This window comes from Streptomyces flaveolus, from assembly GCF_014648815.1.
GTDB lineage: Bacteria > Actinomycetota > Actinomycetes > Streptomycetales > Streptomycetaceae > Streptomyces > Streptomyces flaveolus.
Genome location: NZ_BMRV01000016.1, coordinates 30,658 through 45,251, shown reverse-complemented (window position 1 = coordinate 45,251; position 14,594 = coordinate 30,658). Strand labels below are relative to the sequence as shown.

The following is a 14,594-nucleotide window of genomic DNA, read 5'->3' as shown; positions in this document are numbered from 1 at the left end:
CGGCCCCCGACGGCCGGAGATTCAGGCCCACCGGCCGCCGAGGGGCACCGGAGTCACCTGTGCTTGCCGGTGCTGGAGGTACGACGGTGGTGTTTGCGGTGGTGGGACGTCCTCCCCTTCGCGGTGGTCGTGGTCTTCTTGCCCTTGGAGTGCCTCTTGGCGGGTGCCAGGTGGCTGAAGAGCGACATGATGTTTCCCTTCATCTCGCACGGTTCACTAGGACATACGTGTGACCTCGCCCGGGGGATGGCGGTTCGGCGATATTTCTCAGATTCCGCAGGTGGGAGCCGACCAGTACGGCGACGGGTCGAAGGCCACGTGGGTGTGGTCGTTGTGGCCGGGGTAGCCCGGACCGAGGATCTCCGAGAAGCCGTGCGTCCTGGCCTGCTGGGCGAGCCGGCACAGGGACGGCGAGCCGACGAGGTCGGCCGCGTCGCCGTAGAGGTGACGACTGGTGGCGGAGCCGCCGACCGCGTCGTTGCACGCCCGGGAGCGGAAGCCGCTGGAGATGGTGATCGGGACGTCGCCGAGGGCGTGCCGCATCGCCTCCAGCTTCCACATGGTCCTGAGCGCGTTCGACTTGGCGGTGGCCGCGGAGACGGCGCCGCCCGACCAGTCGGAGTTGCACTTGTTGAGTTCCGCGTAGCTGAAGTGGACGGGCGTGCAGTCGGCGTCCTGGAGCGCGTAGATCTTGCTGAAGGTCGCGGGGCCGGCGACCCCGTCCGCGCTCAGTCCGTACGCGGCCTGGAACTTCTTGACGGCGGCCGCGGTGCGCGCGCCGTACTGGCCGTCGTAGGAGAGCCGCTCGCCGGAGGTCACCCAGCCGGCGACCCGGATCTGGAGCTGGGTCACGTCGCCGCCGGAGGACCCCTGGGAGAGGGTGCGGTTCCAGGTGTAGCAGGAGTCGGCGTGCGCGGCTGTGGCGGTGGCGCCCACCCCGGCCGCCACGCCAGTCATGACCATGACAAAGGAGAGAAGCAGACGTGACACGCGTCTGAGCATCCCGGCCTCCCGACCGTTGAGGAGACAACAACCGAGCCCAGCGTGCGGCAACGAGCTACGCGCGTCAATGGCGCCCGGGGAAGCGGCCCACGCCTCCCGTCGCCACCCGCACCCGGTCACGCCAGTGCGTTCACCGCGGCCGCGAAGAGGCGGGGCAGGCGAACGGCCGCGGGCACGATGCGTGCAGCCAGCGCCGGTTGCTGACGGGCCCTCACCAGCACATCGGTCAGGAGCCGGTGGCGGCGGGTCGCGCGGCACCACTCGGTCTCGTAGCGGCCGGGTGTGCCGCGGCGCACGTTGGCGACCAGGGCTTCGGCGCCGGCGAGGGCGAGGGAGACCCCCTCACCGGTCAGCGCGTCGGTGTAGCCGGCGGCGTCGCCGACGAGCAGCACCCGTCCGTACCTGCGGGTGCGTGCCCGCCGGCGCAGCGGACCCGCGCCGCGTACCGGGGTGACGGCCGCCTCCGCGGGGAGGCGGGCCACCAGTTCGGGGAAGCCCTCGAGCTGGGTACCGAAGGGCGCCCGCCGGGCCGTGAGCAGGGCGACGCCGACGAGCGCGGGACCGAGCGGGGTCACGTACGCCTCTCCGTAGGGCCCCCAGTGCACCTCGACGTAGGAGGACCAGGGAGGCACCGCGTAGTGGCGGCGCAGTCCGTACCGGGGCGCCGTGCTCGTCCTCACCTCCAGGCCGAGCGAACGGCGCAACGGTGAGTGGAGTCCGTCCGCGGCGACCAGCCACCGTGCGCGCAGGCCCGTACCGGGCACGGTCACGCTCGTCGCGTCCTGGCGCACTTCCCCCACCTTCAGGGGCAGGACGGGTACGCCCGCGTCCACGACGGCCCGGTGCAGGACACCGTGCAGACGGGTGCGGCGCACGCCGAGGCCGGGGCCCTGCCGGAACGCGGCCTGCACCTGGCGGGGGCCCTGGATGTAGCGGATGCCGGTGACCGGGTGGCCGGGGACCTCCAGGCCGAGCGCGCCGAGGGCCCGGACGGCGCCGGGCATCAGGCCCTCGCCGCACGCCTTGTCGACCGGCGTCGGGCGTGGCTCCGCCACGACGGTGTCGAGCCCGGCGCGCGCGGCGTGCAGCGCGGTCGCGAGACCGGCGGGACCGCCTCCGACGATCAGCACGTCGTGGCCGCCGCTCACGCGGGCGCCGCCGCGGCGAGGGCCGTGTTCTCACAGCGGACACGCACCGCGAGCAGCAGTGCGTTGGCCGCGGTGAGCGCCGTGGCGGTGAGCCACGCCGTGTGGACCAGTGGCAGGGCGGCGATCTCCACGACGACCGCGACGTAGTTGGGGTGTCGCAGGAACCGGTAGGGCCCGGCACCGACCAGGCGCGCTCCGGGGACGACGATGACCCGTGTGTTCCAGTACGGCCCCAGCGTGGTGATGCACCACCAGCGCAGAGCCTGCGCCAGGGCGACGAGCGCCAGCATGGGCCACCCGAGAACGGGAACGAACGGCCGGTGGGCGACCAGCGGTTCGGCGAGGCAGCAGACCAGCAGACCCGTGTGCAGTACGACCATGACCGGGTAATGGCCGCGGCCGTGCTCCACACCGGAGCGGGACAGGGTCCAGGCGGCGTTGCGTCGGGCGACGACGAGTTCCGCGATGCGCTCGGCCGCGACGGCGAGGACGAGAAGCGTGTACCAGGGCATGAGATCACTCACCAGCGCAGCAGGACGACTTCGGAACAGAACCCCGGCCCCATCGCCAGGAGCAGCCCCCACGTGCCGGGCTCGGGGCGGTGGAACTCCCCGGTCTTCTGCAGGATGTGCAGTACGGAGGCGGAGGACATGTTCCCCACCGTCGCGAGCGAGTGCCAGGCGGTGTTCAGGGCGTCGTCGGGCAGGCCGAGGGTGTCGGCCATGGTGGAGAGCACCTTGGGGCCTCCCGGGTGGCACACCCAGCTTCCGATGTCGTCCGTGGTGAGGCCGTGGTCGGCCAGGAAGGCACGCAGATGCCGGCCGAAGTGGTCCCGCACGATGCCGGGGACACCGGCGTCGATCACCACGCGGAACCCGGTGGGGCCGATGTCCCAGCCCAGGAGCCGTTCGGTGTCCGGATACAGGTGGCTGCGGGTGGCGACCACGAAGGGCCCGGCCCCGTCCGGCCCGGCGGTGCCGCCGCCCCGTGCCACGAGCGCCGCCGCGCCGTCACCGAACAGGGCGCCCGCGACCAGGTTGGCGCGGGAGTCGTCGCGCCGCTGGAGGGTCAGCGAACACAGCTCGACGCTGAGGAGTACGGCGGTGTCGGCCGGGTGCCCCCGCAGGTAGTCGTGCACCCGGGCGAGTCCGGCCGCGCCCGCCACGCATCCCAGGCCGAACACCGGGACTCGTTTCACGTCGGGCCGCAGCCCCAGACGCCCGGCCAGCCGGGCGTCGAGCGACGGAGCGGCGATGCCGGTGATGGAGGTGCACACCAGCAGATCCACGTCGGCCGGCTGGAGTCCGGCCTCCCGCAGTGCGCCGAGGAGGGCTTCCTCGCCCAGTTCGAGTCCGGCGGCCATCCAGGCGTCGTTGCTCTGCCCGAAGTCGGCGAGGTCGGCGTACCGCTCGATCGGCAGGGCGAGATGGCGTGTGCGCACACCGGCGGAGGCGTGGAGGCGGCGCAGCAGAGCGCGGTCGGCCCCGGGGGGCAGGCACAGGTCACCGATCGCCTCGGTGAGGTCGTCCTGGGCGTACCGGTACGGCGGCAGCGCGGTGCGGATCGCCGCGACCGCGGTCGCCGTGCCCGGCGCGGACGTCCGGGGCGGCGCGGTGGGCAGGGGAAGGGCGTCGTCGACAAGGGCGGTGACACGCATGTCGGTAATGCCTTCCTCTGGCCGGTTCTCCCGTAACGTCCCTGTGTGTCTCTACACGCACCCGGAGCCCGTCTGCCCACGACACGCCGAGTCCCGGCGTTGTTGCGTTCCTGCCACCTGGAGCCGGCGCTGGCGGTGACGGTGTTCGTGACCGCGCTCGCCGTGGCGGCCGGCCGTGGAGCGGCGGGGTCCGCGGCGGTGGCCGCGGCCGTGCTGGCCGGCCAGCTCTCGGTCGGCTGGTGCAACGACGCGGTCGACGCCCGGCGCGACACGGTCTGCGGACGCCGCGACAAACCGGTGGCCACCGGTGAACTCCCGCCCGGGGCGGCGGCCGTCGCGGCCGGGGCCGGTCTGGCGCTGTGCGTGCCGCTGTCGTTGCTGAGCGGGGCCGCCGCCGGAGTGGCGCATCTGGGCATGGTGGCCGTGGGGTGGGCCTACAACCTGGTGTTCAAGCACACGGTGCTCTCGCCGCTGCCCTACGCCGTCGCCTTCGGAACGTTGCCGGCCTTCGTCACCCTCGGTCTGCCCACGCCGTCCTGGCCCGCCTGGTGGGCGGTGACGGCCGGGGCGCTGCTGGGTGTGGGGGCGCACCTGGTCAACGTCCTTCCGGACATCGAGGACGACCTCGGGACCGGTGTGCGCGGACTGCCGCAGCGGCTGGGCCGCGGAACCTGCCGGTGGCTGGCCCCGCTCGTGATGCTGACGGCAGTGGGCGTGCTCGTCGTGGGTCCGCCCGGAGCGGCGGACGGGCTGAGCGGGGCCCTGGCGGCGCTGGCCGGGGCGGTCGCGGTCGCGGGCACGGCCGTGCCGTCGGACATCCGGAGCCGGTGGCCGTTCCGGGCGGCGCTCGTCGTCGCGGGCATCGCCGTGGCGCAGCTGCTGCTGCGCGGCTCGGACATGGCCTGACCCCCCGCAAGCGGGGCCCGCCGAGCGGACCGGTACGGAGACGAGCTGGCCTCGCCTCCGGTGGGTGTCCGCATGCCCGTCCAGGCCCGTGCGGGCGAGTCGAACGCGGTGTGGAGAGGTGTCATGTCGCAAGGTCTCGACGGACCGCGCCGGCCGGTGCGGACGAGCCGGGCGCTGGTCGCCGTCCCGATCGCGTGGATCGTCGTGGTGTCCGTGATCGACGTTCTCGCGCCGCCCCACATCCACCTGGGCCCGCTGCTCGTCGCCGCCCCGGCGATCACCCCGCCCCCACGCCTTCCTCGGTCACTTCCGCAGCGACCTCCTGCACCACCTCGGCGGACACCTGGACGACGACGCCGCCATGATGGCCATCGAGCGCGCCGTCCCGTCCCGGGTGTGATCACTCGCCCGCTTCGGGCCTCACGAGCCCCACGTCCTCGTCACGGCGCTCGCCAGATGTTGTCGAAGGCCGCCTCTTCGATCTGCCGCTGTTGCCGTACGCCTGCCAGTTCCGTCACCGCGTCGCCGACGGCGGCCAGAACGGTCTCGAGCGTATCGGCGTCGGGGCCCTCGAAGGCGTCGGCCGGCTCGTCGTGGATCCCCAGGGCGGAGGCGAGGCCGGCCAGGACAGGCTCGCCCGACGTCCAGCGCTCGGCCGCGTGGCGCCGGGCCGGTGAGTCCGCCGGCGCCGCCGGACCTGACCTGCGGCGCAGCCGGCCGTGTCGTTGCCGGGTGAGTTGCCCCTCCGTCTCCAGCTCGGCGCGATAGGCCGCGAACAGTCCACGGCCCCGGCGCCACAGCCAGTCCTCGACGGACTCGTACGGCGCCTGCCGGTCGAGCGACGACTCGGCCGCGTCCAGCAGGCGGTCCTCCATGGCGCGCCGCGGGCCGGGCACGATGCGGTCGCCGTCCAGGGTGACGGCTCCGGCGTCGACCAGGTCGAGGAGCTCCGCCCCCGCGAGGGCCAGCGAGAGGTCGCCCTCCTCGACGGGGCCGTCGGTGGCGACTTCCCGGGCGACGATCAGCAGATCCATAGGTGTGCTCATGTCCGACACCCTGTCAGAGGCAATGTCCGACCACCATGTGGTGCGGCAGCCCGATGCGCCGCACAGGGGCGCGGCGGAGGAGGCGGCCTCCCGGGCGAGGCGCAGGTCCGTGAACAGTCGACTGCTCCCGGCCCTTTCGATACACAGATGTATTCGATACATTCGCGTATCGAACAGCGGAGAGGCGGTGCTGACATGCCGGTGGAGCAGGCCCCCGGGCGCATGACCAGGCGGCGCGCGCGGACCCGCGCGGACCTGCTGGAGGCGGCGTTCGCGGTGTTCGCCGCCAAGGGGTTCGGCCGGGTGCCGATCGAGGAGGTCTGCGAGGCCGCCGGATACAGCCGGGGCGCCTTCTACTCCAACTTCGACAGCCTCGACGAGCTGTTCTTCGCCCTCTACCGCGAACGGGCCGATCTGATCGCGGACCAGGTGTCCGGTGCCCTCGCCCTCGACGGACCGGACCTGGACCTACGGGCCGCCGTGGAGCGCGTCACCGAGGTACTGCTGCTGGACCGGGACTGGCTCCTGGTCAAGACGGACTTCCTGGTGCACGCCGCCCGTCACCCGGACGTGGCACGGACCCTCCTGGACCACCGGGCGCGGCTGCGCCGGGCGATCGCCGACCGCCTCGCCCGGGCATACGCCCGCACACCGCTGCCCGCCGTGCTGGGCGACGCCGAGGCCGCCGCGCACGCCGTGGTCGCCGCCTACGACGGCGTCACCACCCAACTGCTGCTCGACCGGGACGCCGAGCACGCGCGCGACTGGCTGGGACAGCTGCTCACCGCGCTGCTCACCGACGGAAACAGCACCCCCTGACAACAGCCCCGACAACAACACAGACAACACCGATAACACCGATACCGACAACACCGACAACACCGACAACACCCCGTGACAGCACGGACGAGGAAGGGACGGTCGCCATGGACGCCGACGTCATCGTGGTCGGAGCGGGCCTCGCGGGTTTGGCCGCGGCCCACGAGCTGACCAGCCGGGGCCGCAGGGTCGCGCTGGTCGACCAGGAGAACGCGGCCAACCTCGGCGGACAGGCCTTCTGGTCCTTCGGCGGCCTCTTCCTCGTGGACTCCCCGGAGCAGCGGCGTCTCGGCGTCAAGGACTCCTTCGACCTCGCCTGGAGCGACTGGCAGGGCAGCGCCGGCTTCGACCGGACCGAGGACGAGGACTCCTGGGCGGTGCGCTGGGCCAGGGCGTACGTCGAGTGGGCGGCGGGGGAGAAGCGGTCCTGGCTGGCTGGGCACGGCATCACCTTCCTGCCCACCGTCGGCTGGGCCGAGCGCGGCGACCTCACGGCCGGCGGGCACGGCAACTCGGTGCCCCGCTTCCACATCGCCTGGGGCACCGGCACCGGAGTCGTCGAGCCGTTCGTGCGGTACGCGCAGCAGGCCGCGCGCGACGGTCTGCTCACCTTCCACCACCGTCACCGCGTCGACCACCTGGTCGTCGAGGGCGGCACCGCGCGCGGTGTGCGCGGCACGGTCCTCGCCGAGGACACCTCGCCCCGCGGCGTGGCCTCCAACCGCGACGCGGCCGGCGAGTTCGAACTCACCGCCCAGGCCGTGATCGTCACCTCCGGCGGCATCGGCGCCGACCACGACATCGTGCGCCGCCACTGGCCCGCGCGCCTCGGCACGCCGCCCGCCGAGATGGTCACCGGCGTCCCCGCCTACGTCGACGGGCGGATGCTGGACATCAGCGCAGAGGCGGGCGTCCGCCTGGTCAACCGCGACCGGATGTGGCACTACACCGAGGGCCTGCGCAACTGGGACCCGATCTGGCCCGGCCACGGCATCCGCATCCTGCCCGGCCCGTCGTCGCTGTGGTTCGACGCCCTCGGCCGCCGCCTGCCCTCGCCGTACCTGCCCGGTTACGACACCCTCGGCACGCTCAGGCACCTGCGCACCGCCGAGGACCTCGCCGGCCACGACCACTCCTGGTTCATCCTCACCCAGAAGATCATCGAGAAGGAGTTCGCCCTCTCGGGCTCCGAGCAGAACCCGGACATCACCGCCAAGGACCGCGCGGGATTCCTGCGCGAACGCGTCCTCGGCAAGGGCGCCCCCGGTCCGGTGGACGCCTTCCTGCGCAAGGGCGCCGACTTCGTGACCGCACCGACCCTGGAGCAGCTGGTCGACCGGATGAACGGGCTCACCGACGAGCCGCTGCTGGACGCCGCCTCGATCCGGCGCCAGATCGAGGCCCGGGACCTCCAGACGGCCAACCCGTACGCCAAGGACGCCCAGGTGCAGGGCATCCGCAACGCCCGCCGCTACATCGGCGACCGCCTCGGCCGGGTCGCGACACCGCACCGCATCCTCGACCCGGAGGCGGGCCCGCTGATCGGGGTCAAGCTGCACATCCTCACCCGCAAGACCCTCGGCGGCATCCAGACCGACCTCGACTCGCGCGCCCTGGGCGCCGACGGAACGCCGGTCGACGGGCTGTACGCGGCCGGCGAGGTGGCCGGCTTCGGCGGCGGCGGGGTGCACGGCTACAACGCCCTGGAAGGCACCTTCCTCGGCGGATGCCTGTTCTCCGGGCGGGCGGCGGGCCGGGCCGCGGCGCGGCAGACGGCCTGAAGCCGCCCGACTCCGTCGCGCTCCTTACGGGTACTCCGTCGCCCCGACGGGCTCACGAGGGAGGTCTGTACGTGAGTACGTGCGGTGGTCGCGCGGCCCCGAGACCGATCTCGCCAGGTTCTCCAGTACGGACGAGCTCACCGGCGTGGCCATGCCCGGTCTGTCCGCCAACCCCCTCGACGTGGAGGGCTGGTGGGCGGACCGGCCCGTTCGGGTGTGGGCGGCCCGCCGGCTGCACGACTACGGGCACCTGCCGCACGACAAGGGCCGCGGTGTGCGGCCCTGGGTGCTCACCGGCCGGGAGACGGGCCGCGGCCCGGACAACGAGCCGCTGGTGGCCGACGCCCGGCCGATGTGCTGGATCGCCCCCCGGGTCATCGAGGAGGCACGGAGCGAAGTGGAGCGCCGGCAACGCCCCTGGGGTCCGCTGCGCCGCACCGGCCGCTGAGGGCCCGCGTCACCCCGAGCGCCGGCGTGCCGCCGCGCGCCGCTTGAGCGCACGGCGCTCCGTCTCGCTGGTCCCGCCCCAGACGCCGAGGGACTGTCCCGTGTCGAGTGCCCACTGCAGGCACTCCTCCTGGACCGGGCAGCGCCGGCAGACCGCCTTGGCCTGCTCGGTCTGCAACAGGGCCGGGCCGGTGGTGCCGATCGGGAAGAACAGGTCGGGGTCCTCCGTGCGGCACGCGGCGTGCTCGCGCCAGTTGTCCATCAAAAGTCACCTGCGATCGAATCGAGTCGTGCCCTCGTGAATCCCTTACTCCGTTTCGGGTGACCTGTCGACAGCGGAGTGAAACCGGCGGTCTTCTCCGGGTCTTGTCGGGCACTCAGCCCCGCAGCGTTTCGGCCGCCGCCGTCACCACCGCGTCGGCCACCGTCGCCAGCGCGGGGGAATCGAGCTTCCACTGCTGCCAGTACAGCGGGACGTCGACGGCCAGATCCGGTGCGAAGTCGACGAGCCGGCCGGCCCGCAGCAGCGGATCCGCCTGCGGTTTCGGCACCATGCCCCAGCCCAGTCCGGCGGCGACCGCCTCCACGAAACCCTCCGAGGTCGGCACGTGATGCCGCGCCGCGCCGGCGCCGTCCCGCCCGAGCCGCCGCACGAAGGCGTCCTGGAAGTCGTCCCGCCGGTCGAAGACCACCACCGGAGCCTCGGCGAGCACCTCGCGCAGCGGCCCGTCCAGATGCCGGGCGGCGAACCCGGGGGCCGCGCAGGGCCGGTAGCGCATCCGGCCGAGGGACCGGACGGTGCAGCCCGGTACCGGATCGGGAGAGGAGGTCACCGCGGCCATCACCACACCCTCGCGCAGCAGGGCCGCCGTGTGGTCCTCGTCCTCGCGGCGCAGTTCGAAGCAGAGCCGGGGCTCCTGGGGCACCCGCGTGAGCGCGCCGAGGAACCAGGTCGCGAGCGAGTCGGCGTTGACGGCCACCGAGACCCGGGTCGGCTCCCCGGCACCGCTCAGCCCCAGCTCCCCGTACGCGTCCCGCTCAAGCCGGGCCACCTGCCGGGCCAGCCGCACCAGCACCGCCCCCGACTCCGTGGGCCGCACCGGCTTGGTGCGCAGCAGCAGCACGCGCCCGGTGCGCTGCTCCAGCGCCTTCACCCGCTGACTGACCGCGGACGGCGTCACGTGCAGCGCGGCGGCGGCCGCGTCGAACGTGCCCTCGTCCACCACGGCCAGCAGGGTGCGCACCTGGTCCAGCGGCAGATCCGCGAGCACCGCCGTCGTCCCCGTCACCACCTCGATCCTCCCCTTCTGTGCATAAGGAGGACTAAGGATACGTAAGAATCTTTAGCTGTACGGGCAGTGATCATCCCGCCTAGCGTCAAGGGCATGACCAACGCACTGACCGCCGCGGCCGCCGGCTTCGGCACCGGCCTCTCGCTCATCGTCGCCATCGGTGCCCAGAACGCCTTCGTCCTGCGCCAGGGGATCCGCCGCGACGCCGTCCTCGCCGTGGTCGGCATCTGCGCCCTGTCCGACGCCGTGCTCATCGCCCTCGGCGTCGGCGGAGTCGGCGCGGTGGTGGTGGCCTGGCCGGACGCGCTGACCGCCGTCGCCTGGGTCGGGGGAGCCTTCCTGCTCTGCTACGGCGCCCTGGCCGCCCGGCGCGTGTTCCGGCCGGCCGGGGCGCTGCGGGCGGAGGGCGACGCGGCCGGCTCGCGGCGGCGGGCCGTACTCACCTGCCTGGCGCTGACCTGGCTCAATCCGCACGTCTACCTCGACACCGTGTTCCTGCTGGGCTCCGTCGCGGCGGACCGCGGTCCGCTGCGCTGGACCTTCGGTCTGGGTGCCGCCTTCGCCAGCCTGTGCTGGTTCGCCGCGCTCGGTTTCGGCGCCCGCTACCTCGGCCGCTTCCTGGCCCGGCCCGTCGCCTGGCGCGTCCTGGACGGACTGGTCGCCGCCACCATGATCGTGCTCGGCCTGACCCTCGTCGCCGGCGCCTGAACGCGGCCGGCGCCCGGGCCGGCCACGCGGTTCGGGCGCATCCGAACGGGGCTGCGATAGTGAGGCTCGCAATCGAAAGATGTAACGAGCATGTAGGAAGCGCGTGGACACGAGCGAGAGCAGTACCGAATCCCCGGACGAGGCCTCCGTCCCGGGCCAGGGCCCCGCCGCGGTCGAGGGCCGGCGGCGCGGCCGGCGCCGCTGGGCGATGGACACCCGCCCTCTGCGCCGTCCCGCCTACCGCAGGCTGTGGTCCTCGACCATCGTCACGGCCGTCGGCAGCCAGCTCACCGCCGTCGCCGTGCCCAAGCAGATCTACGACATCACCGGCTCCTCCGCCTGGGTCGGCGCCGCGAGCCTCGCCGGACTGCTGCCGCTGATCGTGTTCGCGCTGTGGGGCGGCGCGGTCGCCGACACCATGGACCGCCGCAAGCTGCTGCTGATCACCAACACCGGTATCGCGGTCACCTCGCTGCTGTTCTGGGTGCAGGCCGTCTCCGGTCTGGAGTCGGTGGCCGTCCTGATGCTCCTGCTCGCGCTGCAACAGGCCTTCTGGGGTCTCAACGCCCCGGCCCGCAACGCCTCCATCGCCCGCCTGGTCCCCGAGGGGGAACTCGCCGCGGCCAACGCGCTCGGCTCGACCGTCATGCAGACCGGCCAGGTGGTCGGACCGCTGCTCGCCGGCGTCCTCATCCCCGTCATCGGCCTGCCCGAGCTGTACCTCGTCGACGCGCTGGCCCTGTGCGTCACGGTGTGGGCGGTACACAAGCTGCCCGCCCTGCCGCCGCTCGCGGGCACGGCCGTCCGGCGCGCGGGCGTCCGCGAGGTCGTGGCCGGCTTCCGTTACATCGCCGGGCACAAGGTGCTGCTGCTCTCCTTCCTGGCCGACATCGTCGCCATGGTCCTCGGCATGCCCCGCGCCCTGTTCCCGCAGCTCGCCGCCGAGACGTACGCCCCCTGGGGCGAGGGGCTCGCCCTCGGGCTGCTGTTCGCGGCCATCCCGATCGGCGCGGTGGCCGGGGGGCTGTTCTCCGGCACCTTCTCCCGGGCACGCCGGCACGGGTGGATGGTGATCGGCGCGGTCGTCGTCTGGGGCGCGGCCATCACCGGGTTCGGGCTGAGCGGCAGCCTGTGGCTTGCGGTGGCCTTCCTCGCCGTCGCCGGAATCGCCGACATGGTCTCCATGGTGTTCCGCGGGGCGATCCTGCTGTCCGCCGCGACCGACGAGATGCGCGGGCGCATGCAGGGCGTCTTCACGGTGGTCGTCGCCGGCGGCCCCCGCCTGGCCGACGTCCTGCACGGCGGCGCGGGGTCGGCCTTCGGCGCACGGCAGGCGGTCGCGGGCGGGGGGCTGCTCGTCGTCGTGGTGATGCTCGCCCTCGCCGCCGCCGTACCGGCGCTGCGTCGCTACCGCGTCTGACGCCGCGTCACAGCGCGCTGCGTCCCCGCAGCGCGGCGTGCTCCATGAGCCGGCCCCGGGTGGCCTCCAGCCGGTGCGCGAGGATCTCGGCCACCGTCCGCACCAGCACGATGCCGAGCTGCGGGTCCTCCTCGCACAGGGCGAGCACCGCCGCCGCGTCGAACTCGTAGGCGCGTACCGGGCTGAAGGCCTCGGCGCCGAAGTCCCACTCGTACGGCGGGAACAGCCAGGACCAGCCGAGCAGGTCGCCGACGCCCAGGCTGGCGACCGTCACCCGTTGCAGGGACGTCACCTGCTGGGTCAGGGAGACCGCGCCGGACCGGATGACCCAGAAGCGGTCGGCCCTGTCTCCGGCCTCGAAGATCCGGGTGTCCTCCGGGAAGGAGACCTCGCGGGCGAGTGCCGTGAGACGGCCGCGCTGGTCCGGGGGGAGGGCGGTGAGCAGTTTGATCGCTTTGGTCATGACCTGGGGCTCCTCGCCGACGATTCGGTTCCGGTGCTTTCCCTATGCACCATTTCAGCCGCTGCCGCCGCCCTGAGCACCTCGGCGGACGACGAATCCCGTGGGAATTCCGTGCCGGTTCGCAGGACGCGGCGCCGGGGCATGAAAAAGCCCTGGCTGGACGGGGGAAGCCAGCCAGGGCCGTAAGCGGTGACGTACGAAGGACATGTCCGTCGACTCCGTCGCCACGTATGGGTGAACGCTAAACCATCTTCGGGCGTTCCGGAAATCGGAACCGGGGCACGTGACCTGTTTCACTGGACCGTCACCCATGGTGACGAGGTGTCACCCGGCGTCCGCCGCGACGACCCTGACGGTGCCCAGCGACGGGTCGCTCGGGTCCGGCAGGAACATCCCCGCGTCCAGACCACTGCGCAGGTACCGCAGCACGGGCTCGGTCAGGCGCTCGCCCGGCAGGACCGCCGGGATACCGGGCGGATAGGGCGTGATCATCTCTGCGGCCACGCGCCCGGCGGCCCGGTCCAGCGGTACGGCCTCGGCCGGCCCGAAGAACGCGTCCCGGGGCAGCATCACCTGGGGCATCCGCAGCTCCGACGGCGACGGCACCTCGACACGCGGCGCGGCGTCCAGGTCCGGCGCCGCCCGGGCGAGGTCCTTGAGCGCGGCGAGCAGCTCGCCGGCGGTCTCCCGGTCGTCGCCGTGGGTGATCTGGGCGCCGATGCGGCGGTGGTCGGTCAGATGCGCGACGACGCCGCGGTGTTCGCGCAGCCAGTCCGCCGCCCGGTAGCCGGACACCCCGAGTCCGTCGAGGTCGATGACGACGGGCAGCGGGTCGAAGCCGTGGGCCAGCCCCGGGCCGCAGAAGTCGTCCCGGTCGTCGACGTGCATCCCGTCGATCTCCTCGACGGCCGCCCGGACCTCGGCCACCAGATCCAGCGCACCGCCCATGATCTCCCGCCCCCGCAGCGCCATCTGGCGGCGCCAGCCGTCCAGCCCGGCGAAGATCAGCGCCGACGGGCTGGTCGTGCCCAGCAGGTCGGCCCGCATGCCGAGCAGCTCCGGCGGCACCAGATCGCCGCGCAGGTGGAACACGGAACCCTGCTCCAGGCCACTGCCCATCTTGTGGATGCTGGTCACACAGATGTCGGCACCGGCGTCCATCGCCCAGGACGGCAGGTCGGGGTGGAACGGGAGATGCGCCCCCCACGCCTCGTCGACGATCAGCGGTGCCGAACGCCGGTGGCACACCTCGGCGACGGCCCGCAGATCGGCGCTCGCCCCGTACGGCGTCGGGCTGGTGATCAGCGCGCCCCTGGCGTCGGGATGAGCGGCGAACGCCCGCTCGAAATCGTCGGCGGACGGGGGATGGGCGAGATGGCGCTCGGCGTCCCAGCGGGGATCGACCCAGACCGGCTCGATGCCGGACAGGATCAGGCCGGCCACGACGGACTTGTGGGCGTCCCGGCCGATCAGCAGCTTCTCGTGCGGGCCCGCCACGGCGAGCATCGCCGCCTTCACCGACAGGCTGCTCCCGCAGGTCGAGAAGAACGTGTGGTCGGCGTGCACCGCGTCGGCCATCAGCTCCTGGGCGCGCTGCAGCACGCGGCCCCGGGTCAGCCGGTCGTCGAGGCCACCGGTCGCCAGGACGTCGCCGAGGAAGACGGCGTCGCCCAGCACCTCACGCACCGCCGGATCGGCGCCGCGCGCCTGTTTGTGCCCGGGCGGCGTGAACGCCAGCCGTCCCTCGCGGCGGTACTCGACGAGGGCTTCCAGGACGGGCGCACGGGTGTGGTCGACAGTCATGCCGACCCGGTTTCCCGGCCCGGCCCCTCGTCAATCCGCCGGCGGCCGGCCGGCCCGTGTGCCCGTGACCTCGGGGCCCACGGCCCGGGTGCCCATGGGCGG

The 14,594-nt window shown here is 73.2% G+C and carries 15 protein-coding genes and 2 pseudogenes; 7 read left to right on the top strand and 10 right to left on the bottom strand.

All coding sequences use genetic code 11. From position 1 onward, the window contains the following. Positions 1-53 precede the first annotated feature (53 nt). The 5 genes from IEZ05_RS36855 to IEZ05_RS29740 all read right to left on the bottom strand — a co-directional run bounded on the left by IEZ05_RS36855 (position 54) and on the right by IEZ05_RS29740 (position 3,807). Positions 54-188, bottom strand: coding sequence for a hypothetical protein (locus tag IEZ05_RS36855; protein ID WP_267461918.1), 135 nt, complete (start codon positions 186-188; stop codon positions 54-56). Positions 189-267: 79 nt separating this feature from the next. Then, positions 268-1,002, bottom strand: coding sequence for a D-Ala-D-Ala carboxypeptidase family metallohydrolase (locus tag IEZ05_RS29755; protein ID WP_189233369.1), 735 nt, complete (start codon positions 1,000-1,002; stop codon positions 268-270). Between the two features lie 116 nt (positions 1,003-1,118). Next, a complete protein-coding gene (locus tag IEZ05_RS29750; RefSeq protein ID WP_189233368.1) occupies positions 1,119-2,150 on the bottom strand; it encodes an NAD(P)/FAD-dependent oxidoreductase in 1,032 nt (343 codons plus the stop codon). Continuing rightward, positions 2,147-2,662, bottom strand: coding sequence for an isoprenylcysteine carboxyl methyltransferase family protein (locus IEZ05_RS29745; RefSeq protein ID WP_189233367.1), 516 nt, complete (start codon positions 2,660-2,662; stop codon positions 2,147-2,149). Before IEZ05_RS29745 ends, IEZ05_RS29750 begins: the two co-directional genes overlap by 4 nt. Positions 2,663-2,670: 8 nt before the next feature. Then, positions 2,671-3,807 carry a type III polyketide synthase gene (locus tag IEZ05_RS29740; protein WP_189233366.1) on the bottom strand — a complete coding sequence of 379 codons (1,137 nt, stop codon included), beginning with the start codon at positions 3,805-3,807 and terminating at the stop codon, positions 2,671-2,673. Positions 3,808-3,852: 45 nt separating this feature from the next. Here IEZ05_RS29740 and IEZ05_RS29735 point away from each other — a divergent pair, with 45 nt between their 5' ends. Both IEZ05_RS29735 and IEZ05_RS36580 read left to right on the top strand, forming a co-directional pair. Then, positions 3,853-4,713 carry a UbiA family prenyltransferase gene (locus tag IEZ05_RS29735; protein WP_229869922.1) on the top strand — a complete coding sequence of 287 codons (861 nt, stop codon included), beginning with the start codon at positions 3,853-3,855 and terminating at the stop codon, positions 4,711-4,713. A gap of 123 nt (positions 4,714-4,836) precedes the next feature. Next, positions 4,837-5,022 (top strand): annotated as a pseudogene (locus tag IEZ05_RS36580) (serine/threonine-protein phosphatase); the annotation flags it as partial. A 131-nt stretch (positions 5,023-5,153) separates the two neighbouring features. Here IEZ05_RS36580 and IEZ05_RS29730 read toward each other — a convergent pair. After that, positions 5,154-5,759, bottom strand: coding sequence for a GOLPH3/VPS74 family protein (locus tag IEZ05_RS29730; protein ID WP_189233365.1), 606 nt, complete (start codon positions 5,757-5,759; stop codon positions 5,154-5,156). A 195-nt stretch (positions 5,760-5,954) separates the two neighbouring features. Here IEZ05_RS29730 and IEZ05_RS29725 point away from each other — a divergent pair, with 195 nt between their 5' ends. The 3 genes and pseudogenes from IEZ05_RS29725 to IEZ05_RS29715 form a co-directional block, all read left to right on the top strand. After that, a complete protein-coding gene (locus tag IEZ05_RS29725; RefSeq protein WP_229869921.1) occupies positions 5,955-6,578 on the top strand; it encodes a TetR/AcrR family transcriptional regulator in 624 nt (207 codons plus the stop codon). A 107-nt stretch (positions 6,579-6,685) separates the two neighbouring features. Further along, on the top strand, positions 6,686-8,359 hold the full coding sequence (locus IEZ05_RS29720) for an FAD-binding dehydrogenase (RefSeq protein WP_189233364.1): 1,674 nt from the start codon (positions 6,686-6,688) through the stop codon (positions 8,357-8,359). A 76-nt stretch (positions 8,360-8,435) separates the two neighbouring features. Further along, positions 8,436-8,807: pseudogene (locus IEZ05_RS29715) on the top strand (DUF6098 family protein); the annotation flags it as partial. A 9-nt stretch (positions 8,808-8,816) separates the two neighbouring features. Here the strand turns inward: IEZ05_RS29715 and IEZ05_RS29710 are convergent. Both IEZ05_RS29710 and IEZ05_RS29705 read right to left on the bottom strand, forming a co-directional pair. Then, entirely contained in the window at positions 8,817-9,068 is a 252-nt protein-coding gene (locus IEZ05_RS29710; protein WP_189233363.1) for a WhiB family transcriptional regulator, read from the bottom strand. Positions 9,069-9,183: 115 nt separating this feature from the next. After that, positions 9,184-10,077, bottom strand: coding sequence for a LysR family transcriptional regulator ArgP (locus tag IEZ05_RS29705; protein WP_189233501.1), 894 nt, complete (start codon positions 10,075-10,077; stop codon positions 9,184-9,186). 114 nt (positions 10,078-10,191) lie between these two features. Here IEZ05_RS29705 and IEZ05_RS29700 point away from each other — a divergent pair, with 114 nt between their 5' ends. Further along, the gene (locus IEZ05_RS29700; RefSeq protein WP_189233362.1) at positions 10,192-10,806 is read left to right on the top strand and encodes a LysE/ArgO family amino acid transporter; all 615 of its coding nucleotides are present in this window, start codon (positions 10,192-10,194) and stop codon (positions 10,804-10,806) included. A gap of 103 nt (positions 10,807-10,909) precedes the next feature. Further along, the gene (locus IEZ05_RS29695) at positions 10,910-12,226 is read left to right on the top strand and encodes an MFS transporter (RefSeq protein WP_189233361.1); all 1,317 of its coding nucleotides are present in this window, start codon (positions 10,910-10,912) and stop codon (positions 12,224-12,226) included. 7 nt (positions 12,227-12,233) lie between these two features. Here the strand turns inward: IEZ05_RS29695 and IEZ05_RS29690 are convergent, their stop codons facing one another. Next, entirely contained in the window at positions 12,234-12,689 is a 456-nt protein-coding gene (locus tag IEZ05_RS29690; protein WP_189233360.1) for a cyclic nucleotide-binding domain-containing protein, read from the bottom strand. Positions 12,690-13,013: 324 nt separating this feature from the next. After that, the gene (locus tag IEZ05_RS29685; RefSeq protein ID WP_189233359.1) at positions 13,014-14,492 is read right to left on the bottom strand and encodes an aminotransferase class I/II-fold pyridoxal phosphate-dependent enzyme; all 1,479 of its coding nucleotides are present in this window, start codon (positions 14,490-14,492) and stop codon (positions 13,014-13,016) included. Positions 14,493-14,594: the final 102 nt, after the last annotated feature.

Excerpts from the sequence above, each read along its gene's own strand:
- IEZ05_RS29730 (WP_189233365.1), bottom strand. The coding sequence starts at position 5,759 with ATGAGCACACCTATGGATCTGCTGATCGTCGCCCGGGAAGTCGCCACC.
- IEZ05_RS29720 (WP_189233364.1), top strand. The coding sequence starts at position 6,686 with ATGGACGCCGACGTCATCGTGGTCGGAGCGGGCCTCGCGGGTTTGGCC.
- IEZ05_RS36855 (WP_267461918.1), bottom strand. The coding sequence starts at position 188 with ATGTCGCTCTTCAGCCACCTGGCACCCGCCAAGAGGCACTCCAAGGGC.
- IEZ05_RS29710 (WP_189233363.1), bottom strand. The coding sequence starts at position 9,068 with ATGGACAACTGGCGCGAGCACGCCGCGTGCCGCACGGAGGACCCCGAC.
- IEZ05_RS29740 (WP_189233366.1), bottom strand. The coding sequence starts at position 3,807 with ATGCGTGTCACCGCCCTTGTCGACGACGCCCTTCCCCTGCCCACCGCG.
- IEZ05_RS29755 (WP_189233369.1), bottom strand. The coding sequence starts at position 1,002 with ATGCTCAGACGCGTGTCACGTCTGCTTCTCTCCTTTGTCATGGTCATG.
- IEZ05_RS29690 (WP_189233360.1), bottom strand. The coding sequence starts at position 12,689 with ATGACCAAAGCGATCAAACTGCTCACCGCCCTCCCCCCGGACCAGCGC.
- IEZ05_RS29725 (WP_229869921.1), top strand. The coding sequence starts at position 5,955 with ATGCCGGTGGAGCAGGCCCCCGGGCGCATGACCAGGCGGCGCGCGCGG.
- IEZ05_RS29685 (WP_189233359.1), bottom strand. The coding sequence starts at position 14,492 with ATGACTGTCGACCACACCCGTGCGCCCGTCCTGGAAGCCCTCGTCGAG.
- IEZ05_RS29700 (WP_189233362.1), top strand. The coding sequence starts at position 10,192 with ATGACCAACGCACTGACCGCCGCGGCCGCCGGCTTCGGCACCGGCCTC.
- IEZ05_RS29745 (WP_189233367.1), bottom strand. The coding sequence starts at position 2,662 with ATGCCCTGGTACACGCTTCTCGTCCTCGCCGTCGCGGCCGAGCGCATC.